23 protein-coding genes are annotated in these 19704 nt (G+C 65.4%); 10 read left to right on the top strand and 13 right to left on the bottom strand.

Annotated elements, in window-relative coordinates; translation table 11 throughout:
* Positions 1-114: 114 nt before the first annotated feature.
* The 5 genes from AKL29_RS37075 to AKL29_RS37060 all read right to left on the bottom strand — a co-directional run bounded on the left by AKL29_RS37075 (position 115) and on the right by AKL29_RS37060 (position 3628).
* Positions 115-405, bottom strand: coding sequence for a hypothetical protein (locus tag AKL29_RS37075; RefSeq protein ID WP_016844322.1), 291 nt, complete (start codon positions 403-405; stop codon positions 115-117).
* A gap of 224 nt (positions 406-629) precedes the next feature.
* A complete protein-coding gene (locus tag AKL29_RS41395; RefSeq protein ID WP_016844323.1) occupies positions 630-794 on the bottom strand; it encodes a DUF3309 family protein in 165 nt (54 codons plus the stop codon).
* A gap of 196 nt (positions 795-990) precedes the next feature.
* On the bottom strand, positions 991-1404 hold the full coding sequence (gene msrB, locus AKL29_RS37070; protein WP_050387547.1) for a peptide-methionine (R)-S-oxide reductase MsrB: 414 nt from the start codon (positions 1402-1404) through the stop codon (positions 991-993).
* A gap of 21 nt (positions 1405-1425) precedes the next feature.
* Entirely contained in the window at positions 1426-2142 is a 717-nt protein-coding gene (gene msrA / locus AKL29_RS37065; RefSeq protein WP_050387546.1) for a peptide-methionine (S)-S-oxide reductase MsrA, read from the bottom strand.
* Positions 2143-2518: 376 nt separating this feature from the next.
* On the bottom strand, positions 2519-3628 hold the full coding sequence (locus AKL29_RS37060) for an ATP-dependent DNA helicase (RefSeq protein ID WP_050387545.1): 1110 nt from the start codon (positions 3626-3628) through the stop codon (positions 2519-2521).
* A gap of 218 nt (positions 3629-3846) precedes the next feature.
* Here AKL29_RS37060 and AKL29_RS37055 point away from each other — a divergent pair, with 218 nt between their 5' ends.
* From AKL29_RS37055 to AKL29_RS37025, 8 genes are all read left to right on the top strand, one after another.
* Positions 3847-5052: an LLM class flavin-dependent oxidoreductase gene (locus AKL29_RS37055; protein WP_050387544.1), complete on the top strand. Its 1206-nt coding sequence runs from the start codon at positions 3847-3849 to the stop codon at positions 5050-5052.
* A gap of 37 nt (positions 5053-5089) precedes the next feature.
* Complete coding sequence (locus tag AKL29_RS42500) at positions 5090-5323, top strand: hypothetical protein (RefSeq protein WP_152977922.1); 234 nt, start codon at positions 5090-5092, stop codon at positions 5321-5323.
* A gap of 44 nt (positions 5324-5367) precedes the next feature.
* Positions 5368-6318, top strand: coding sequence for a sulfonate ABC transporter substrate-binding protein (locus tag AKL29_RS37050; RefSeq protein ID WP_050387543.1), 951 nt, complete (start codon positions 5368-5370; stop codon positions 6316-6318).
* Positions 6319-6358: 40 nt separating this feature from the next.
* A complete protein-coding gene (locus AKL29_RS37045) occupies positions 6359-7312 on the top strand; it encodes a sulfonate ABC transporter substrate-binding protein (RefSeq protein ID WP_050387542.1) in 954 nt (317 codons plus the stop codon).
* A complete protein-coding gene (ssuD, locus tag AKL29_RS37040) occupies positions 7294-8475 on the top strand; it encodes an FMNH2-dependent alkanesulfonate monooxygenase (protein ID WP_152977921.1) in 1182 nt (393 codons plus the stop codon). The genes AKL29_RS37045 and ssuD overlap by 19 nt, the downstream gene beginning before the upstream one ends.
* Positions 8476-8633: 158 nt before the next feature.
* Positions 8634-9380: an ABC transporter permease subunit gene (locus tag AKL29_RS37035; RefSeq protein ID WP_050387602.1), complete on the top strand. Its 747-nt coding sequence runs from the start codon at positions 8634-8636 to the stop codon at positions 9378-9380.
* A gap of 8 nt (positions 9381-9388) precedes the next feature.
* Entirely contained in the window at positions 9389-10228 is an 840-nt protein-coding gene (locus AKL29_RS37030; protein WP_050387541.1) for an ATP-binding cassette domain-containing protein, read from the top strand.
* Positions 10229-10235: 7 nt separating this feature from the next.
* The gene (locus AKL29_RS37025; protein ID WP_050387540.1) at positions 10236-10826 is read left to right on the top strand and encodes a flavin reductase family protein; all 591 of its coding nucleotides are present in this window, start codon (positions 10236-10238) and stop codon (positions 10824-10826) included.
* Positions 10827-10860: 34 nt separating this feature from the next.
* Here the strand turns inward: AKL29_RS37025 and AKL29_RS37020 are convergent, their stop codons facing one another.
* The gene (locus AKL29_RS37020) at positions 10861-11238 is read right to left on the bottom strand and encodes a hypothetical protein (RefSeq protein ID WP_016844337.1); all 378 of its coding nucleotides are present in this window, start codon (positions 11236-11238) and stop codon (positions 10861-10863) included.
* A gap of 169 nt (positions 11239-11407) precedes the next feature.
* Between AKL29_RS37020 and AKL29_RS43555 the strand changes: the two genes are divergently transcribed.
* A complete protein-coding gene (locus tag AKL29_RS43555; protein ID WP_016844338.1) occupies positions 11408-11563 on the top strand; it encodes a hypothetical protein in 156 nt (51 codons plus the stop codon).
* Between the two features lie 40 nt (positions 11564-11603).
* Here the strand turns inward: AKL29_RS43555 and flbD are convergent, their stop codons facing one another.
* From flbD to AKL29_RS36985, 7 genes are all read right to left on the bottom strand, one after another.
* Positions 11604-12989, bottom strand: a complete 1386-nt coding sequence (gene flbD / locus AKL29_RS37015; RefSeq protein ID WP_050387539.1) for a sigma-54-dependent transcriptional regulator FlbD — start codon at positions 12987-12989, stop codon at positions 11604-11606.
* 54 nt (positions 12990-13043) lie between these two features.
* Entirely contained in the window at positions 13044-13394 is a 351-nt protein-coding gene (gene fliN / locus AKL29_RS37010; protein WP_050387538.1) for a flagellar motor switch protein FliN, read from the bottom strand.
* 20 nt (positions 13395-13414) lie between these two features.
* Complete coding sequence (locus tag AKL29_RS37005) at positions 13415-14038, bottom strand: FliH/SctL family protein (RefSeq protein ID WP_018273553.1); 624 nt, start codon at positions 14036-14038, stop codon at positions 13415-13417.
* A complete protein-coding gene (gene fliG / locus AKL29_RS37000) occupies positions 14038-15123 on the bottom strand; it encodes a flagellar motor switch protein FliG (protein WP_018273552.1) in 1086 nt (361 codons plus the stop codon). Before fliG ends, AKL29_RS37005 begins: the two co-directional genes overlap by 1 nt.
* Position 15124: 1 nt before the next feature.
* A complete protein-coding gene (fliF, locus tag AKL29_RS36995) occupies positions 15125-16750 on the bottom strand; it encodes a flagellar basal-body MS-ring/collar protein FliF (protein ID WP_050387601.1) in 1626 nt (541 codons plus the stop codon).
* A 174-nt stretch (positions 16751-16924) separates the two neighbouring features.
* Positions 16925-17200 carry a CtrA inhibitor SciP gene (gene sciP / locus AKL29_RS36990; RefSeq protein ID WP_002714638.1) on the bottom strand — a complete coding sequence of 92 codons (276 nt, stop codon included), beginning with the start codon at positions 17198-17200 and terminating at the stop codon, positions 16925-16927.
* Positions 17201-17374: 174 nt separating this feature from the next.
* Positions 17375-18235: a LysR substrate-binding domain-containing protein gene (locus AKL29_RS36985; RefSeq protein WP_050387537.1), complete on the bottom strand. Its 861-nt coding sequence runs from the start codon at positions 18233-18235 to the stop codon at positions 17375-17377.
* Positions 18236-18315: 80 nt separating this feature from the next.
* Between AKL29_RS36985 and AKL29_RS36980 the strand changes: the two genes are divergently transcribed.
* Positions 18316-19704 (top strand): malonate decarboxylase subunit alpha (locus AKL29_RS36980; protein ID WP_244482628.1); only part of this gene is annotated, 1389 nt, incomplete at its 3' end.

Here is a 19704-nt window from a genome sequence, read left to right as displayed (position 1 = left end):
CCCTCGCGACAAACGCAAGGCGTTTGCGCGGAGATCATGCGCAAATAGATGTCCCTCAAAACAAAAGCCCCCGGATCGATCCGAGGGCTTTTCGTTGAGCGAAGAGCAGAAAACTTATGCGGCGTCAGCGTCGGTCTGGCTGGCGGCCGGGCGCGGACGACGCGGCAGCGGGAAGGCCTCGCTCTCATAGAGCGAGCGGATGCCGTTCTGGTCGAAACGGGCTTCCTCGACCTGGAGATAGGCGCCGTTCAGCGAGTCCGCCGGCAACTGCTCCATCGCGAACTGCACGGCCTCGGCAGCGGTGCCGAAACGGCGGTAGGCGAAACCCGCCCGCTTCTTCTTGCGGATCGCGGCGGGGAACAGTTCGGCGGATGTGTTATAGTTGAACGGACGCAGGGGACGCATGGTCGACGACCTCTTGTGTTCTTTTCAGTTGGCGTTGCGAAAGGGATTTTGGGGGACGGCGGCCTATTATCGGCGGCGCGCCGTACATGTCATTTCGACCCCTAATATAGGCCTCTTTGACAAAAATGCGACCCCAGAAGAGCCCCCGACAGGGCACATGCTGAATCCGCGCATAGCACGGGGGGCGGCCAGATAAATCATTTTATTTCAATGGCTTATGGTGCTCAAATCTTGTCGAGCCAGGCCAGGATCGCGACCACGATCAAAATCACCCCGAAAAGGCCCATTCCGGAGTGGCCGAGGCCATAGCCATAGCCACGAATTCGGCCGCTATAGCCGCCCAGCAGGATAATCAGCAAAAGGATGATGAGGATCAGTCCAAGCGACATGGCGCCCTCCTCAGAACAGGCGGCAGCCGCACGGCGAGACGCCTATGGCCCCGCGAATACCGAGCAAAGCACATTCCGGCCTGCGAGTCGTTAAGACCGTCAGCCGATCACGAGGATGTTGCCGGGGGCCGGAGCCAAAACAAAGCCCCACGCGACCGGCCTGTTGGTCGCGTGGGGCGCGGCATGGTGGCCGCCGTTACTTCTTCTCGTTCAGCTTCAGCGCCGCCGAGTTGATGCAGTAGCGCAGGCCGGTCGGGCCGGGGCCGTCGTTGAAGACGTGGCCGAGATGGCCGTCGCATTTCGAGCACAGCACCTCGGTGCGGATCATGCCGTGGCTCATGTCGCGCTCCTCGTCGACATGGCTCTCGACCGAGGGCTTGGAGAAGCTCGGCCAGCCGCAGCCGGAATCGAACTTCTGGTCGGATTCGAACAGCGTCTGCCCGCAGCCGGCGCAGACATAGGTGCCCTTGCGGGGATCATGCTCGTATTCGCCGGTGAAGGGCCGCTCGGTCGCTTTCTCGCGCAGCACGGCGTACTGCATCGGCGTCAATTCCTCGCGCCACTCGGCCTCGCTCTTGCGGACCTTGCCGTCGGTCTTGGTATCGGACATTCAACCTCCTTTGCGAGATGCTCAGTTGGTGACCTTGGTGCTGCCCACCAGCGTCGGCTTCTCGATGTAATTCTCCGCGAAGATCTTCTTCAGGTTCTCGACCTTCGGGATGTCGTTATAGGCAATATAGGGTTGGTTCGGGTGCAGCGTCAGATAGTCCTGGTGGTAGCCCTCAGCCGGATAGAACGCCTCCAGCGCGCCGACCTTGGTGACGATCGGCTTCCTGTAGACCTTGGCGGCGTTGAGCTGGGCGATATAGGCGTCCGCCACCTTCTTCTGCTCGTCGCTGGTGGTGAAGATCGCCGAGCGATATTGCGTGCCGGAATCCGGGCCCTGCCGGTTCAGCTGGGTCGGGTCGTGCACGACCGAGAAGAAGATCTGCAGGATCTTGCCGTAGGAGATCTTCTGCGGGTCGTATTTGATCTCGACCGATTCCGCGTGGCCGGTGTTGCCGGTCGAGACCTTCTCGTAATCGGCGTTCGCCTTGCTGCCGCCGGAGTAGCCGGACACCGCGCTGACGATGCCGGCGGTGTGCTGGAACACACCCTGCACACCCCAGAAGCAGCCGCCGGCCAGCACCGCGGTCTTGATGCCGGATTCCGGCGCGCTCGCGGCCGGCGGCGGGATGATCACGGCGTCCTCGGCGGCAAGCGAGGGCGCAACGGCAAAAGCTGTGACGGCCAGCGCGCCGATCGCGGCGGCGCACAGCGAGAGGCGGCTGAGGGAGCTTTTGGGCATGGGTTCCTCGTGGGATCGCAATTGGGGCCAGTGTAGAGCGGGAGCCGGCATTGGCCAATCAGGCCGGGCAGCTCCAACGCTTCAAAATACGGGCGAGGAGGCGTTTTGTTACGGCGCCGGCCACACGGTTTCGTGAGGGAAATCAGCGAGGTTCAGGGATGACGGTGATGGATTTTTGCCCGCGGCCTCTTCACGTCGTGCCGGCAAAAGCCAGGACCCCTAACCACCAAATGTAACTTTAGGCGGCATCGTGGCCCCAGCGTCCCGCAGCAACAAGCAGCCGGGGTAATGGGTCCTGGCTTTCGCCAGGACGACGCTGATTGCTGGTGTCACACACTCACCTGCTGTCAGGATGACGTCGGTGCCTGCGGGACGATCAAACTACGATGCTCAGCCGCTTCGCGGCCCGCGTGATCCCCGTGTACAGCCACCGCGCGCGCGAGTCCTGGAACGCAAAGCTCTCGTCGAACAGCACGACGTCGTCCCATTGCGAGCCCTGCGACTTGTGCACGGTCAGCACATAGCCGTAGTCGAACTCGTCATAGGGCTTGCGCTGCTCCCACGGCACGCCCTCGACGCCGCCGTCGAAGCATTCGCCGCGCACCGAGACCTTGGTGACCTTGTAGCCGAAGTCCTCGTCCGGCATCACGCGCATGGTGATGATCCTGGATTTCGACTGCGCGCGCGCCTTGACCCGCCACAGGCCGCCGTTGAACAGGCCCTTCTTGCGGTTGTTGCGCAGGCAGACCAGCTTGTCGCCGGCGACCGGCAGCGGATCCTCGATGTTCTGCCGCTGCCGCACCCGCATGTTGTAGGCGCGGCGGGTGTTGTTGCGGCCGACCAGCACCTGGTCGGCGCTCATCACGCGGTCCGGATCGAGCTCCTTGCGCGACACCACCTCGCTCTCGCCATGGCGGCCGATCTCGAGTTCGCGACCCTCGCGGATATCCATCGACATCCGCACGATCGGATCGTCCTGCGCCTGGCGGTGCACCTCGGTCAGCATCGCGTCGGGCTCGGCGTCGGTGAAGAAGCCGCCGCCCTGGATCGGCGGCAATTGCGCGGGATCGCCGAGCACCAGCAGCGGGCAGTCGAACGACATCAAATCGCGGCCGAGCTCGGCATCGACCATCGAGCACTCGTCGATCACGATCAGCTTCGCCTTCGATGCCGGCGCATCGTCCCAGAGCTCGAAGCTCGGCTGCTCGACGCCGGACTCGCGGGCGCGGTAGATCAACGAATGGATCGTGGAGGCGCTGTCGCAGCCCTTGTTGCGCATGACGAGCGCCGCCTTGCCGGTGAAGGCCGCGAACTTCACCTCGCCGTCGACACCTTCGGCGATGTGGCGGGCGAGCGTGGTCTTGCCGGTTCCGGCATAGCCGAACAGGCGGAACACCGGCGGCGTGCCGTTCCGGCCGGGCTTGGCTTTCAGCCAGTCGGCAACGGCTTTCAGCGCAGTGTCCTGATGCGGCGTGAAGGTGGTCATGGGCTTTCGGAAGCGTGAGCGCGCGACCGATAGCGCCGCGACTCAGGCCAGCACAAGCTAAACATTCATGCGTTCCGATCAAGCCGTCTCCCGCTGCGCGGAATTGGGGTTTCGCCCCCGAGGCTAGACTTGATCCGGAGCGCCACTAGACTGCCCCAAAACAACAAGCGGTCGAGACCACGACAAGTGGTCGAGCAAGCGACCTTGGGAGTGACTCCATGAAATTCGGCATCTTTTACGAGCTGCAACTGCCGCGCCCCTGGAACGACGGCGACGAGCTCAGGCTCTACCAGAACGCGCTGACGCAATTGGAAACCGCCGACCGGCTCGCTTACGACTACGCCTGGGTCGTGGAGCACCACTTCCTCGAGGAATATTCGCACTCGCCGGCGCCGGAATCCTTCCTTGCCGCCGCGAGCCAGCGCACCAAGAACATCCGGCTCGGCCACGGCATCTTCCAGCTCACCACCAATCATCCCGCCCGCGTCGCCGAGCGGGTCGCGGTGCTCGATCTCTTGAGCAACGGCCGCTGCGAGTTCGGCATGGGCGAGAGCGCCTCGATCACCGAGCTGACGCCGTTCGGCCGCGACATGGAGACCAAGCGCGAGGTGTTCGAGGAAGCCGTGCAGGCGATCTTCCCGATGTTCAGCAAGGTCGGCACCGAGCATCACGGCAAATATTTCGACATCCCGCTGCGCAATGTCGTGCCGAAGCCGGTGCAGAAGCCGCATCCGCCGCTCTGGATGGCATGCTCGCAATTGCCGACCATCGAACGCGCCGGGCAGAACGGGTTCGGCGCGCTCGGCTTTCAGTTCGTCAGCGCCGAGGCGGCGCATGCCTGGGTGCACGCCTATTACAACGCGATCACCAAGCGGCTGAAGAAGCTCGCCGACTACGAGATCAATCCGAACATGGCGCTGGTCTCGTTCTTCATGTGCGCGAAGACGGATGAAGAGGCGCGCCGCCGCGCCGACGGCGCGACCTTCTTCCAGTTCGCGCTGCGCTATTACGGCCAGGCGCAGAACCGGCAGCGGCCGGCGCCCGGCACCGTCAATATGTGGGACGAGTACAACAAGTGGAAGCGCGACAATCCGGAGGCGCAGGAGGCCGCGCTGCGCGGCGGCCTGATCGGCTCGCCCGAGACCTTGCGCAAGAAGCTGCGGCGCTTCCGCTCGTCGCATATCGATCAGGTGATCCTGCTCAACCAGGCCGGCAAGAACACGCATGAACACATCTGCGAGTCGCTCGAGCTGTTCGCGAAAGAGGTGATGCCGGAGTTCCAGCACGATCCCGAGCACGAAGCCTGGAAGAAGGGCGTGCTCGACGGCTCGATCCAGCTCGAGGAGATCGACACCCAGGCGTTCACCGACCGCTATGGTAAACTCGCGGTCAATGTCGGCTCGAAGGCGGCAGCTGCGGGCTGATCGATTGCTGGAGCATCGGCTCTGATAATCAGAGCCGATGTTCCAGATTCTTGTTGGACGCGTTTTCTTCGCGCGAACCGGTACCCACTTCGCTCGAAAACGCTTCTGTACAGCGACCTCGCGTTTCCGTGAGGAAAATAATTCGCTACACGCGATCCGCGCCTTAAAAGAAACGGCACGCGCGATGCCAGCGCCGAAGTGCTGGCATCGCTATTTTTGTGCGGTGCTCGACAGCTTCATTCGCGCGCCCCATCATCCCGACATCGCATGATCGTCCAGCGCGATAGCGCGCTTGATCGTCAGGAGAGTCTTGGAATGAAGCGTCGTGAGTTCCTCCAGCTGTCGCTCGTCACGGCCGCCACTGCTGCGATGTCACGCGGCGCGCAGGCGCAGGCGGACGCGAAGGATATTCGTATCGGCTACCAGAAGAACGGCGTGCTCGTCATCACGCGGCAGCGCGAGGCCTTGGAAAATCATTTCAAGCCGCAGGGCATCAGCGTGAAATGGGTCGAGTTCTCCTCGGGCCCCCCGATGATGGAAGCGATGAATGTCGGCAGCGTCGATTACGGCGCGGTCGGCGATTCCCCGCCGATCTTCGCGCAGGCCGCCGGCGCGGCCATCGTCTATGCCGCGGCTCAGCCCATCATCAACGGCTCCGGCATTCTGGTGCCGCAGAATTCGGCCATCGCCACCATCGTCGATCTCAAAGGCAAGCGCGTCGGCTTCACCAAGGGATCGAGCGCCCACAACGTCGTGATCCAGACGCTGGAGACGGCCGGGCTCACCTATGACGACATCACGCCGGTCTATCTGACGCCGCCGGACGCCGGGCCGGCCTTTGCCAATGGCGGAATCGATGCCTGGGCGATCTGGGATCCGTATTTCGCGATCGCCGAGACCAAGCAGAACGGCCGCATTCTGGTCAAGACGCGCGACATCACCAAGACCAACTCGTTCTACATCGCCAACCGCGACTTCGCCCGCAATCGCGGCGCGATCCTGCAGCAGATCGTCGATGTCACGACGTCGAGCGCGGCATGGGCGCAGGCGCATCCCGATGAGGTCGCCAAATCGCTGGCCGCCGTCACCGGCGTGCCGCTCGATATCCAGACCATCGCGGCGAAGCGGGCGGGCTTCTCGGTCGGACCCGTGACCGACGATATCATCGCGACTCAGCAGGGCGTCGCCGACCGCTTCTTCAAGCTCGGCCTGATCCCGAAGCAGATCGCGATCCGCGACATCGTCTGGCGCAATCCCCAGACCTGATCGGCGCGCGTTTGGTCATTTCAATGCAGAGGATAGTTCCATGACGCGTTTATTTCGACGCTGGATCGCCCGCGCGGTGCTGTCGCTCAGCATCGTCGCCGCAACCGTCAGCGCCTCCTACGGCCAGGAGAAGGTGGTCCGCATCGGTTACCAGAAATACGGCAAGCTGGTGCTGCTCAAGAGCAAGGGCTCGCTCGAGGAAAAGCTGAAGGCGGTCGGCACCAAGGTGGTGTGGACCGAGTTTCCGTCGGGGCCGCCGCTGCTCGAGGCGCTCAATGTCGGCGCGATCGATTTCGGCAACACCGGCGAGGCGCCGCCGATCTTCGCGCAGGCCGCCGGCGCGCCGATCCAGTATGTCGCCTATGAGCCGCCGGCGCCGAAGGGCGAGGCGATCCTGGTGCCGAAGGACAGCGCGATCAAATCGGTCGCTGACCTGAAGGGCAAGAAGGTCGCGCTGAACAAGGGCTCCAATGTCCACTATCTGCTGGTGAAGGCGCTGGAGAAGGCCGGCGTCAAATATTCCGAGATCGAGCCGGTGTTCCTGGCGCCGGCCGATGCGCGCGCGGCGTTCGAGCGCGGCGCGGTCGATGCCTGGGTGATCTGGGATCCGTTCCAGGCCGCGGCGGAGGCGGCGACCGGCGCCCGCACCGTCGCAGACGGCACCGGCATTGTCGCGAACTATCAGTTCTACTTCGCCTCGAAGAAATTCCTGCAGGCCGATCCGAAGATCGTCGAGCTCGTGCTGGCGCAGCTGAGCGAGGTCGATGACTGGGCCAAGGGCGATATCCACGCCGTTGCCGAGCAGCTGGCGCCGAGCATCGGCCTGTCGGTGCCGGTGGTCGAGGTCGCGCTGAAGCGGCAGGCCTACGGCATCAAGCCGGTCACCGATGCCGTGGTCGCGGACCAGCAGCAGGTCGCCGACGCGTTCTTCGCGCTCGGCCTGATCCCGAAACAGATCAAGATTTCCGACGTCGCATGGAGACCGGGCACGTGAGCACCCCAACCAACGCCAACATCCTCTGGTTCCTGCCGACCCACGGCGACAGCCGCTATCTCGGCACGTCGATCGGCGGCCGCGAGGTGAACTTCAATTATCTGCGCCAGATCGCGCAGGCCGCGGATCAACTCGGCTATTACGGCGTGCTGCTGCCGACCGGGCGGAGCTGCGAGGATTCCTGGGTGGTGGCGTCAGCCGTTGCGCCCTGGACCGAACGCCTGCGCTACCTCGTGGCGGTGAGGCCCGGCCTGCAGTCGCCGAGCGTCGCCGCACGCATGACCGCGACGCTGGACCGGCTGTCGAACGGCCGCCTGCTGATCAACGTCGTCACCGGCGGCGATCCGATCGAGAACAAGGGCGACGGCATTTTCCTCGATCATGACGAGCGCTACGCGGTGACCCGCGAGTTCCTCAACGTCTACAGCGATCTCCTGGCGGGCAAGACCGTCAATGTCGAGGGCAAGCAAATCCGGATCGAGGACGGCCGCCTGCTGTTCAATCCGGTGCAGTCGCCGCGGCCGCCGCTGTATTTCGGCGGCTCCTCGGATGCGGGCATCGACGTCGCGGTCGACGCCGTCGACAAATATCTGACCTGGGGCGAGCCGCCGGCGCAAGTCGCCGAGAAGATCGCCAAGGTGAAGGCGGTGGCGGCGCAGCGCGGCCGCAAGCTCTCGTTCGGCATCCGCCTGCATGTGATCGTGCGCGAGACCAATGCGGAGGCGTGGCGCGCCGCCGACGATCTGATCCAGTACGTCACCGACGACACGGTGGCCGCCGCGCAAAAGATCTTCGCGCGGATGGACTCGGTCGGCCAGCAGCGCATGGCGCAGCTGCATGGCGGCCGCCGCGACAAGCTCGAGATCAGCCCGAACCTGTGGGCCGGCGTCGGCCTGGTGCGTGGCGGAGCCGGCACCGCGCTGGTCGGCGATCCCGAGACCGTCGCCGCGCGGATCAAGGAGTACCAGGACATCGGCGTCGATACCTTCATCATGTCGGGCTATCCGCATCTCGAGGAAGCCTATCGCTTCGCCGAATTGGTGTTCCCGCTGTTGTCGCTGGCGCAGGGCGGCAACGTGACGCCGATCCGCGTCAACACCGGGCCGTTCGGTGAGACCATCGGCAACGACTACCGTCCGCAGAAGCAGGCATCGCAATCATGAGCTTGATCGATTCACTCCCACGCCGCAAAGCGTTTTCGAGCGAAGTGGATGCCGGTTCGCGTGAAGAAAACGCGTCAAAACAAAAATCTGCAGCTCCGTTCCGATCCCATCGGAACGGAAGCAGCTCCAGCGCGCCGAAACTTCCGAAGGTCGACGGGCTGATCCCCTGGGTCGTGCCGCTCGCGATCGTGCTGGTGTGGCAGCTCGCCTGCGTCACCGGCTACGTGCCCTCGCGGGTGTTGCCGGCGCCGACTGACGTCGCGGTGGCGGGATGGAAGCTGCTATTGTCCGGCGAACTGGTCCGCAACATCTGGGTCAGCTTCTGGCGCGCCTCGATCGGCTTTTTGATCGGCGGCGGCATCGGCTTCGCCTTCGGTCTCGCCAACGGGCTGTCGCAGCTGTCGGCAAAACTCACCGACACCACCTTGCAGATGGTGCGCAACATTCCGCACCTGGCGCTGATCCCGCTCGTCATCCTGTGGTTCGGCATCGACGAATCGGCAAAGCTGTTCCTGGTCGCGCTCGGCGTGTTCTTCCCGATCTATCTCAACACGCTGCACGGCATCCGCACCGTCGATCCGCAGTTGATCGAGATGGGCCGCATCTACGGCATGACCGACGGCGAGCTGTTCCGTCGGGTGATCTTCCCCGGCGCGCTGCCCTCGATCTTCGTCGGCCTGCGCTTCGCGCTCGGCATCATGTGGCTGACCCTGATCGTCGCCGAGACCATCGCGGCCTCGTCGGGCCTCGGCTACATGGCGATGCAGGCGCGCGAGTTCATGCTGATCGACGTCGTCGTGCTCTCGATCCTGATCTACGCCTTGCTCGGCAAGCTCGCCGACAGCGCCTCGCGGGCGCTGGAGCGGCTGACCCTGTCGTGGCACCCCGCCTTCCAGAAGAAGTGAGAATGAGAATGCAAGAAGCGCTTCGTTTCGAAACCGCTGAAGCCGAGCCGGTCGACCGCACCGAGATCGTCGTGAAGGCGCGTCAGTTGCGGCGCGTGCCGGAAGGCGCGGCCCGCGGCCTGTCGCTGACCATCCGCGGCCTGCGCAAGGCGTTCGGCGACAACGAGGTGCTGCGCAGCATCGACCTGCACATCCCGGCCGGCCAGTTCGTCGCGATCGTGGGCCGCAGCGGCTGCGGCAAGAGCACGCTGCTGCGTCTGATCGCCGGCCTCGACGCGCCGACGGCGGGCAGCATCGCCTTCGGCGAACAGCCGAGGGCACAGGACGTCCGCGTCATGTTCCAGGAACCGCGGCTGCTGCCCTGGGCGCGCGTGCTGTCCAATGTCGAGGTCGGGCTGGGGCGCGAGCGCTCGTCTGCTGATGCGCAGGCGCGCGCCGAGCGCGCGCTGGTCGAGGTTGGGCTCGGCGACAAGCGCACCCAGTGGCCGTCGGTGCTCTCGGGCGGGCAGAAGCAGCGCGTGGCGCTGGCGCGGGCGCTGGTCAGCCAGCCGCGCGTGCTGGCATTCGACGAACCGCTCGGCGCACTCGACGCGCTGACCCGGATCTCGATGCAGCAATTGCTGGAGCGGGTCTGGCGCGACCAGGGCTTTACCGCGATCCTGGTGACGCACGACGTCGCCGAGGCGGTCGCGCTCGCCGACCGCGTGCTGGTCATCGAGGACGGCCGCATCGCCGAGGATGTCGCGGTCGACCTGCCGCGGCCGCGCCGGCGCGGGTCGGCCGAACTCGCCGCGCTGGAGGGCGAGATTCTGAAGCATCTGCTCGAAGGCAGCGAAGACAGTCTGTGAGGTCGCCATGAATTCCGTCGTCCGCAATGTTTCGATCGAGCCCGCGGTTGCGGCCGCCGAATTCCGCGGCGCGATGCGTCACCTCACCGGCGGCGTCAGCGTGATCACGGCCGGTCGGGCTAAGGATATCTCGGGAATGACGGTGACCTCGGTGTCGTCGCTCTCGGTCGAGCCGCCGTCCTTGATCGTCAGCATCAACCGCGCGGCCTCGTCATGGCCGCTGATCGCGCGCCATGGCGTGTTCGGCGTCAACATCCTGGCCGCGGACCAGCGCGACATCGCCGAGCGCTTCACCGGCAAGGGCGGGCTGAAGGGCGCGGACCGCTTCACCGGAGCCTCGTGGACGACGCGCGCGTCAGGCGTCCCGCTGCTGGTCGGCGCGCTCGCCGCGGTTGATTGCGAGGTCGAGGAGACCATCGAACGGCATTCGCACGTGATCGTCATCGGCCGCGTGCTCGACGTGATCGCGTCAGAGCGTACCGCCGCGCTGGCGTATTGGCACGGCGAGTATGTCGCGATCGACCACGAGGAAGACGCGGCACGGCTGGCCGAGGTCAGCCTGCCGTCGCGTCATGTTCATGTGCGAGGGCCGCGCTAGCGCGCCGTGCTTACGTGGTTATCCGGATCGGACTTTAGAAAACTGCGCTCAGCGATGCCGGGCTGTCGATGATCACATTGCTGCCGCGGACGCCAGCCCATACGGCCTGGACGGTCTGAGCTGCATTGGCCAGCGGAATGCCAACGACGAGCGTGGTCGGGATGCGGCCAAAACTCGACGGGGTCTCGTTATAGGTGAAGCTTGCGACGACCGGCGAGACCGTGCCATTGACGGTGACGCCGAACACGCCGCCCGGAATGTCGTTGCCCGTGGCGTAGGGATTCGGAACGTTAAGGGTGATGATCGCGGTGGTGCCGACGCCCTCCGGAATCGTCAGGCTGAGGCCTTGCATCGGCGTTAAAGTCGCGGAGGTCGTGGACAGGGTGCCGCTGGTCTGCGCATAAAGAGCCATATCACTCTCCAGTTGTCTAAGAATGTAAACGCAATAGGAGATTGAATAAGGCAACCTGCCGCAAGATTCAAGGGATGAACGGCGCCGAGGCCGGCGCGGCATGTTGGCCGTGGCGCTTTCCCAATCGGCGCATTAAATGGCGCGGATGTTTCGGAGAGGTGACCGTTGGATGAAGCGCGTGGGAACCTGGCTGTTCTATCTCGTCGGTGCGATCGCCGTCGCCTATCTCGCGCTCTATGCCTATGTGACGTTCACCGGCCGCGATATCACGCCCGGCGATCCAATCCGGATCTTCCGCAAGCCCGACGCGCCCAGCTATTCGTGAGGCGAGGCAAGCGGCGGGACTAACCCGCCGCTTCCCGTTCTCAGCCGGCGTTCGCCATGCGCTGATAGTCGGGCGCGCCATTGCCGGCGGGGGTGATCGGGATGCCGCCGTCGGCATATTCGTTCAGCTTGTTGCGCAGCGTGCGGATCGAGATGCCGAGGATGTTGGCGGCATGGGTGCGGTTGCCGAGGCAGTGCTTCAGCGTTTCCAGGATCAGGTCGCGCTCGACATCGGCGACGGTGCGGCCGACCAGCGCGCGGGTGACCTGCTCGGCGGCCAGCGTGGCATGCGCGACCGCGGGCGCGGTCCTGGCAAGGTCGAGGCGGTCGCCATCGGGGGTCAGGATCGCCTCAGCGCCGATCTCGTCGCCCTGCGCGATCAGGACCGAGCGATGAATGGTGTTCTCGAGCTCGCGGACGTTGCCCTGCCAGCGGTTCGCGGTCAGGATGCGGCGGGCATCGGTCGAGATCGGACGCACCGGCATGCCGTTGGCCTCGGCATATTTCCTGGCGAAATGCTGCGCCAGCTCGAGGATGTCGGCCGGGCGGTCGCGCAGAGGCGGAATCTTCAGGTTGACGACGTTGAGGCGGAACAGCAGGTCCTCGCGGAAGGTGCCTTCGCGCACCGCCTCCGAGAGGTTGCGGTTCGAGGTCGCGATGATGCGGATGTCGACCGGGACCGGCTTGGTGCCGCCGACGCGGTCGATCACGCGCTCCTGGATCGCGCGCAGCAGCTTGGACTGCAGCCGGACATCCATCTCGGAGATTTCGTCGAGCAGCAGCGTGCCGCCGGTCGCTTCCTCGAACTTGCCGATGCGGCGCGCGACCGCGCCGGTGAAGGCGCCCTTCTCATGGCCGAACAGCTCGGATTCAAGGAGGTGCTCGGGGATCGCGGCGCAGTTGATCGAGATGAACGGCCGCTTGGCGCGGGCCGAGCGGGAATGGACGTAGCGCGCCAGCACTTCCTTGCCGGTGCCGGACTCGCCGGTGATCATGACGGAGGCGTCCGAGCCCGCGATCTGCTGCGCCAGCTTGATCACCCGGCCCATCGCCTCGTCGCGGTAGATCAAATCGCGCGCGTCATTGGCGACCGCGGCCAGCACGGCTGCGATCAGCTCGGGGTCGGGCGGCAGCGGGATGTATTCCTTGGCGCCGGCATGGATCGCGGCGACCGCGGCGCGCGCGTCGTTGGAGATGCCGCAGGCGACGATTGGCACGTGGATGTGCTCGGCTTCCAGCCGCATCACGAGGTCGCGGATGTCAAGGCCGACATCGACCAGCAGGAGGTCGGCGCCCTTGCCGCCGCGCAGCACGTTCATCGCCTGTTCGGCGGCCTCGGCGTGGGTCACCGAGGCGCCGTTGTCCATCGCGATCTTGGTCGCGGTCGTGAGCTGGCCCTTCAGGGTGCCAACGATGAGAAGCCGCATGATGATCTCCTGTTCGTCTGGTCGCGCAGGTCCCGCGCGTGACCGCCTGAGTTGTTAAGAGCGTTCTGCCTTGATGATTTCGGTCATGGTCACGCCGAGCTTGTCTTCCACCAGCACCACTTCGCCACGCGCCACCAGGCGGTTGTTGACGTAGATGTCGATCGCCTCGCCGACGCGGCGGTCGAGTTCGAGCACGGTGCCCGGTCCGAGCTTCAAGAGGTCGCCGACGTCCATCTTGGAGCGGCCGAGCACCGCCGAGACCTGCACCGGCACGTCGAACACGGCCTCCAGATCGGCCGCGATGCGCGCGGCATGCTCGTCTTCGTTGTAGCCGATGTCGTCGATGCTGGGCGCGTCGGCGGAATTGAGATCGGGAAGCGGGACTTGGGTGTCGGTGTCGGTCATGGTTCAGCCCTCAATCGCCTTCAGCCGGCCTGGCCGCGGGACGCCAGATAGCGCCCGACGAGTTCGTTGATCTTGCCTTCGATCGCGGCGCGCTCCAGCACGACGCCGCCATCGGCCCATTCGATCCGGCAGTCGCCGGTCGCAATCGTCGGCTCGGCCAGGATCACCAGCCGGCCCTGAAAGCCGGAATGCGCCGCCATCCGCTCGATATTGTCATGCGCCGCCTCGTAGAGCGCGTCATTGATGCGGACCACGAGATGCGGCGTCGCCACCAGATGCGAGAAGCAGTCGGAGACCAGCGCGGTGATCTCGCCGAGCGGCTCGCGCGCGATCAGCTCGGAACAAAGCTTGCGGGCGACCGCCACCGCGACGTCCACGGCCTCGGTCTCCATCCGCGTCTCGATGCCGGCGAAGCGCGCCGCGATGCCCTTGATCGCGGTGCCGATCTCCTCCAGCGCCTGCGCGGCGCGGCGGTCGCTCTCGACCTTGGCCTCGCGCAGCGCGGCCTCGTAGCCGGCGCGATAGGCCCGTGCCTCGGCGTCGGCGACCTTCTGTGCGACTTCGGCCGGCGTCGGCGCGCGTTCGCGCGCGCGGTCTGGCGCCGAGAAATCCGTGTCGAACAGGAATTTTGCGGGCGCGGCCATCAATACACCAGCTCGTCGTCGGCGCGGTTCTTGGTCAGCGTGATCTCGCCGCGGGCGGCGAGATCCTTGGCGAGGTTGACCAGAAGGGCCTGCGCCTCGTCGACGTCGCGCAGCCGCACCGGGCCCATCGCGGCCATGTCGTCCATCAGCATCTTGCCGGCGCGCGAGGACATGTTGCCGAGGAAGAAGCTGCGCACCTCCTCGTTGGCGCTCTTCAGCGCGACGCCGAGCTTGTCCTTGTCGATGTTGCGCATCAGCGTCTGGGCCGAGGCGGTATCGAGCTTGATCAAATCGTCGAACGTGAACATCAGCGCCTTGATGCGCTCGGCGGATTCGCGATTTTCCTCTTCCAGCGAGGTGATGAAGCGGGTCTCGGTCTGGCGGTCGAAATTGTTGAAGATCTCGGCCATCACCTCATGGGCGTCGCGGCGGCGGGTCTGCGACAGGTTCGACATGAACTCGGTGCGCAGCGTCTGCTCGACGCGCTCGATGACTTCCTTCTGCACCGCTTCCATCCGCAGCATGCGGCCGACCACGTCGAGCGCGATGTCCTCGGGCAGGATCGCGAGCACGCGCGCGGCGTGCTCCGGCTTCAGCTTCGACAGCACCACGGCGATGGTCTGCGGGTATTCGTTCTTGAGGTAGTTGGCGAGCACCTCTTCCTGCACGTTGGAGAGCTTCTCCCACATGTTGCGGCCGGCCGGACCGCGGATCTCGTCCATGATGCCGGAGACGCGCTCGGCCGGCAGGTATTGCTGCAGCAGCCGCTCGGTGGCGTCGAAATTGCCCATCAGCGCGCCGGAGGCCGACATCCGCGAGACGAATTCCAGCATCAGGTCCTCGACCACGTCGGCCTCGACGGTGCCAAGCGTCGACATGTGGACAGACAGCTCGCGGACTTCCTCGTCGTCGAGCATCGACCAGATCTTGCCGCCATACTGTTCGCCGAGCGCGAGCATCAGGATCGCCGCGCGCTTGGGGCCGGGCAGCGGCTTGCCCTTGGGCCGGGCGCTTTGCCGGTTTGCCAGCGTCGAGAGGACGGTGGCGATGTCGTTGGCGTTGGTGGTCTGGGGTACGGCGGCCATGTCAGTTCTCTACCGGCTCGCTCAGCCATTGACGGACGATGGAGACGGTTTCGTTCGGATTGCGTTCGGCGAGCTCGCCGACCCGGTGCACGGCCTGGGCGTGGACCTGGCCCTGGATCTGGGCGACGTCGATCAATTGCGCCGCGCCGCTGCCGCTCGGGATCAGCGCCTGGCCGGGCGGGCCGGTGCTCTCGGGGGCTTCGGCCAGCGCGGGCATGCCTGGGCCGGTCAGCGCCGGAATGACGTCGGCCGCCACGATGCGCTTGACCAGCGGACGGACCACCATGAACAGCACGACGAGGCCGAGCATCATCATGACGCCGAGCTCGATGACGTACATCACGTCATCCTTGGTGAATTGCAGCATGCCGAGCAGGCCGGTCGGCTCGGCGATCGGCTGCGCGGCGGGCGGCTCGGCGAAGCGCAGGTTGACGACCTCGACCTGGTCGCCGCGCTTCTGGTCGAAGCCGATCGCGGAGCGGACCAAAGCGGCGATGCGGTCGAGCTGCTCCTTGGTGCGGTCCTGATAGACCAGCTCGCCCTTTTCGTTCTTGGAGTAGCTGCCGTCGACCAGCACCGCGACCGAGATGCGGTTGACGCGGCCGGCCTCGGTCACCTCGGTCTTGGTGGTGCGGGAAATCTCATAATTGTTGGTCTCTTCGCTCTTCTTGCTCTGGTCGCGGGCGCGGGCGGCGTTGTCCTGGTTCTGGCTGCCTGGCAGCTCGTTGGCGACGGTGACCTGGCCGGAATTGTCGGCGGTGAGGCTACTTTCCTCGCGGGTCTGGGTCGAGCGCAGCACCCGTCCCTCGGGGTCGAACTTGTCCGAGGTCTGGGTGATCTTGTTGTAGTCGAAGTCGGCGGAGAGCTGGACGCGGGCGCGGCCGGCGCCGACCACCGACGAGACGATGTCCTCGACCTGCTTGCGCATCCGCTTCTCGAAGGCGGCGCGGCGCTCGTCGCCGACCGCGGCGTCGGCATCGGACTGGGCGCCGTCGGCGAGCAGCTGGCCTGCCTCGTCGACGATCGAGACCCGCTGCGGCTTCAGCCCGTTGACCGCGGAGGCGACGACGTGGCGGATCGCCCGGATCTGCTGCGGCTCCAGCGCGCCGCGCACCCTGAGCACGATCGAAGCTGATGGTTCCGGCGTCTCGCGCGAGAACAGCGGCTTCTCCGGCAGTACGAGATGGACGCGCGCGGCCTGGACGCGGTCGATGGCGCGGATGGTGCGGGCGAGCTCGCCCTCCAGCGCCCGCAGATGATTGATGTTCTGGACGAAGCTCGTGGTGCCCAGGGCATCCGACTTGTCGAAGATCTCGTAGCCGACGCCGCCGCCCTTGGGCATGCCGCCCTCGGCGAGCTTCATGCGGAGCCGGGTCACCTTGTCCTTCGGCACCATGATCGCGGCGCCGTCATTGCGCAGCTCGAACGGGATCGCCTGGCGCTCGAGCTCCTTGATGATTCCAGAGGAATCCTCGGTCGACAGGTCGGTGAAGAGGGTGGTCATCTGCGGCGTGGTGACGCGCATGATGACGAAGGCGAAGAAGCCGATCAGGGCCGCGGTGACTGCAATCATGGCCGCGAGGCGGGCCGCACCAAGACCTCTCAGGAAAGCAACCAGACTTTGCACCAACGGCCCCCAGGGATTCGGCCCGCGCGGGTCCGACTGGGCAAATATTGCCTAGGGTATGGTTTCCATATGGTTAACGACGGTTAAGGACCGCGGCAAAATCGCGGACATGAAAAAAACCGGCTTCGCAAGGCGAGGCCGGTTTTCGTCAAATGCCACAGGATCGGCGTCGAATTACTGCCGATATTGCTGGATGCGGGTGGTGCGCAGCCCGGCCAGACCATGCTGGTCGATCGAGAACTGCCAGGAAAGGAATTCATCGACGGTCAATGTGTAGCGGCTGCAGGCTTCCTCGAGGGAGAGCAGGCCGCCGCGGACCGCAGCGACGACTTCGGCCTTGCGGCGGATGACCCACCGTTTGGTACCGGGGGCCGGCAAATCCGCAATCGTTAACGGGCTGCCGTCAGGCCCGATGACGTATTTCACCCTCGGGCGATGGGGTTCTGTCATGGCGTACTCACAAACTCTCAACCACTGAACTCGCAAGGGGTAAGCTACGCCTCCCGGTTTAAAATTTGCCTAAGCCCAAGCGTTCAATACGAATCTCGTTGGAACGGCCGGGAACATTCGGGTCTGCCGCTGGCAGGCAGACCAGCGCGCGGCGCAATTCGCGGTTCGGCGCGCTCAAATCGTGGGGCGAAGCGGACCGCGCGCCAACGTCAGCAAGGCATCGGCGAGCGCTTCCGAGGCCTTGTCCGGCCGTCTTTTCTCGTAGATGGCGAATTCCAGATCGGGAAGCGGCGGCAGGCCGTCGCCAATTCCGAGAATGCGCAGGCCCGTGGTGACGGCGCTGAGCGGCAGCGGAGTAATGGCAAGTCCCGCGACGGCGGCGGCGCGGACGCCGGTCAGGCTCGGGCTGGTATAGACGATCTCCCAGCCGAGCTCGCCGTCGCGCAGCGCGGAGAGCGCGGCATCGCGCGACACCGATCGTTCGCGGTACAGCGCCAGCGGTAGCGGCGCGCCGGGAACGAGATCGAACGTTTCCGCCGCGGTCCACACCAGCGGTTCGCGCCACACCAGGCGGCCTTTCGACGTTCCGAGCGGCCGCTTGGCGAACACCAGATCGAGCCGTCCCGCATCGAGCTGCTCGATCAGTTCGGCGCTGACGCCGATCAGCACCTCGAGCTTGACGCCGCGATGCAGCGCGGCGAAGCGGCCGAGCGCCGACGGCAGCGAGCCGCCGGCGACTTCCTCGACCACGCCAAGACGGACCGCGCCGGACAGCCGCGGCGCCACCAGCCGCTGCCGCGCCGCCTCCTCCAGCTGCAACAGACGCCGTGCGTCGCCGAGCAGCATCTCGCCTTCGTCGGTCAATGCGACGCTACGCGTCGTGCGCCGGAACAGCGGCCGCCGGGTCTCGAGCTCTAGCCGCTTGATCTGCTGGCTGATGGTCGACTGGGTCAGATGCAATTGCTCGGCGGCGCGGTGGAAGCCGCCGCAATCGGCGACCGCAACGAAGGCCCGCAAAAGTTCGAGGTCGAGCATCGATTAATCCATATCTGTAATCAATCATATTATAGAATATCGTTTCTATTATCAATGCCGGCCGCCTACCTTCGCTTCAGATGATCAAGCAAGGAGAGGCCATCATGTCGGAGACGACACCACGAACCGATCGCACGGCGCGTCTGGCGCGCGCGCGAGCTGTCTGCGGCACGAACGGAAAGGTCTGCCCGCCCGACCGCGCGGTCGAGCTGCTCGAGGCGGTCATCGCATCCGGCGACCGGGTTGCGCTCGAGGGCGACAACCAGAAGCAGGCGGACTTCCTGGCCGCGTGCCTCGCCGGAGTGAACCCGGCGCGGGTGCATGATCTGCACATGGTGCAGTCGGTGCTCGCGCTTCCCGATCATCTCGCGGTGTTCGAACGCGGCATCGCCAACCGCCTGGACTTCGCCTTTGCCGGCCCGCAGAGCCGCCGTCTTGCCGAACTCGTCGCCGCCAAGGCGCTGCGGATCGGCGCGATCCATACCTATCTCGAGCTTTACGCGCGGATGCTGGTGGACCTGACGCCGCAGGTTGCGCTCATCGTTGCCGACAAGGCCGATCGCGACGGCAATCTGTACACCGGTCCGAACACCGAGGACACGCCCACCATCGCCGAGGCCGCGGCGTTCCGCGGCGGCGTCGTCGTGGCGCAGGTCAACGAGATCGTCGATCGTCTGCCGCGCGTTGACATCCCCGGCGACTGGGTCGATGTCGTGGTGCCCGGCCCGAAGTTGTATGCGATCGATCCGCTGTTCACGCGCGATCCCGCCAAGATCAGGGACGAGAACGTCCTGATGGCGATGATGGCGATCGCAGCAGTGTATGAGCCTTATCAGGTGACACGGCTCAATCACGGCATCGGCTATGCCACCGCGGCGATCGAGCTGATCCTGCCGACCTTTGCCGCGAGGCGCGGGCTGAAGGGCAAGGTCGCGCGGAATTTCGTGCTCAACCCGCATCCGACGCTGATCCCCGCGATCGAAGCCGGCTTCGTCGACAACGTCTATTGCTTCGGCTCGGAGCTGGGCATGGAACGCTATGTCGCCAGCCGTCCCGATGTGTTTCCGGTCGGCGCCGACGGCAATCTGCGCTCCAACCGCGCGTTGGCGCAGGTCGCCGGACAATATGCCTGCGATCTGTTCGTCGGCGGCACCTTGCAGATCGATCCCGAGGGTAACAGCTCGACCGCCACCAAGGACCGCATCACCGGCTTCGGCGGCGCGCCGAACATGGGCGCCGATCCGCGCGGCCGGCGCCACGACAGCGCTGCCTGGCTGCGTGCCGGCGAGGAAGCAGGCGAGCGCCTGCGCGGCCGCAAGCTCGTGGTGCAGATGGTCCAGACCCGGCAGCCGAACGGCGCGCCGAGCTTCGTCGAGCGCCTCGACGCGTTCGACCTCGCGGCCTCGGCCGGCTTCGCGCTGCCGCCCGTCATGATCCATGGCGACGACGTCAGCCACGTGATCACCGAG

This window comes from Bradyrhizobium pachyrhizi, assembly GCF_001189245.1.
In the GTDB taxonomy this organism is placed as follows: Bacteria; Pseudomonadota; Alphaproteobacteria; order Rhizobiales; family Xanthobacteraceae; genus Bradyrhizobium; species Bradyrhizobium pachyrhizi.
This window is presented reverse-complemented; position numbering and strand designations above follow the sequence as displayed.

What these genes read in the sequence shown, in the direction of transcription:
- AKL29_RS37030 (WP_050387541.1), top strand. Translation starts at nt 9,389, where the DNA reads ATGCAAGAAGCGCTTCGTTTCGAAACCGCTGAAGCCGAGCCGGTCGAC.
- msrB (WP_050387547.1), bottom strand. Translation starts at nt 1,404, where the DNA reads ATGTCCGATACCAAGACCGACGGCAAGGTCCGCAAGAGCGAGGCCGAG.
- AKL29_RS37005 (WP_018273553.1), bottom strand. Translation starts at nt 14,038, where the DNA reads ATGGCCGCGCCCGCAAAATTCCTGTTCGACACGGATTTCTCGGCGCCA.
- AKL29_RS37025 (WP_050387540.1), top strand. Translation starts at nt 10,236, where the DNA reads ATGAATTCCGTCGTCCGCAATGTTTCGATCGAGCCCGCGGTTGCGGCC.
- AKL29_RS42500 (WP_152977922.1), top strand. Translation starts at nt 5,090, where the DNA reads ATGTTCCAGATTCTTGTTGGACGCGTTTTCTTCGCGCGAACCGGTACC.
- AKL29_RS37050 (WP_050387543.1), top strand. Translation starts at nt 5,368, where the DNA reads ATGAAGCGTCGTGAGTTCCTCCAGCTGTCGCTCGTCACGGCCGCCACT.
- AKL29_RS37020 (WP_016844337.1), bottom strand. Translation starts at nt 11,238, where the DNA reads ATGGCTCTTTATGCGCAGACCAGCGGCACCCTGTCCACGACCTCCGCG.
- AKL29_RS37045 (WP_050387542.1), top strand. Translation starts at nt 6,359, where the DNA reads ATGACGCGTTTATTTCGACGCTGGATCGCCCGCGCGGTGCTGTCGCTC.
- flbD (WP_050387539.1), bottom strand. Translation starts at nt 12,989, where the DNA reads ATGCGGCTTCTCATCGTTGGCACCCTGAAGGGCCAGCTCACGACCGCG.
- AKL29_RS37055 (WP_050387544.1), top strand. Translation starts at nt 3,847, where the DNA reads ATGAAATTCGGCATCTTTTACGAGCTGCAACTGCCGCGCCCCTGGAAC.
- ssuD (WP_152977921.1), top strand. Translation starts at nt 7,294, where the DNA reads ATGGAGACCGGGCACGTGAGCACCCCAACCAACGCCAACATCCTCTGG.
- AKL29_RS37060 (WP_050387545.1), bottom strand. Translation starts at nt 3,628, where the DNA reads ATGACCACCTTCACGCCGCATCAGGACACTGCGCTGAAAGCCGTTGCC.
- fliG (WP_018273552.1), bottom strand. Translation starts at nt 15,123, where the DNA reads ATGGCCGCCGTACCCCAGACCACCAACGCCAACGACATCGCCACCGTC.
- sciP (WP_002714638.1), bottom strand. Translation starts at nt 17,200, where the DNA reads ATGACAGAACCCCATCGCCCGAGGGTGAAATACGTCATCGGGCCTGAC.
- fliN (WP_050387538.1), bottom strand. Translation starts at nt 13,394, where the DNA reads ATGACCGACACCGACACCCAAGTCCCGCTTCCCGATCTCAATTCCGCC.
- AKL29_RS37075 (WP_016844322.1), bottom strand. Translation starts at nt 405, where the DNA reads ATGCGTCCCCTGCGTCCGTTCAACTATAACACATCCGCCGAACTGTTC.
- AKL29_RS43555 (WP_016844338.1), top strand. Translation starts at nt 11,408, where the DNA reads ATGAAGCGCGTGGGAACCTGGCTGTTCTATCTCGTCGGTGCGATCGCC.
- AKL29_RS36985 (WP_050387537.1), bottom strand. Translation starts at nt 18,235, where the DNA reads ATGCTCGACCTCGAACTTTTGCGGGCCTTCGTTGCGGTCGCCGATTGC.
- AKL29_RS41395 (WP_016844323.1), bottom strand. Translation starts at nt 794, where the DNA reads ATGTCGCTTGGACTGATCCTCATCATCCTTTTGCTGATTATCCTGCTG.
- msrA (WP_050387546.1), bottom strand. Translation starts at nt 2,142, where the DNA reads ATGCCCAAAAGCTCCCTCAGCCGCCTCTCGCTGTGCGCCGCCGCGATC.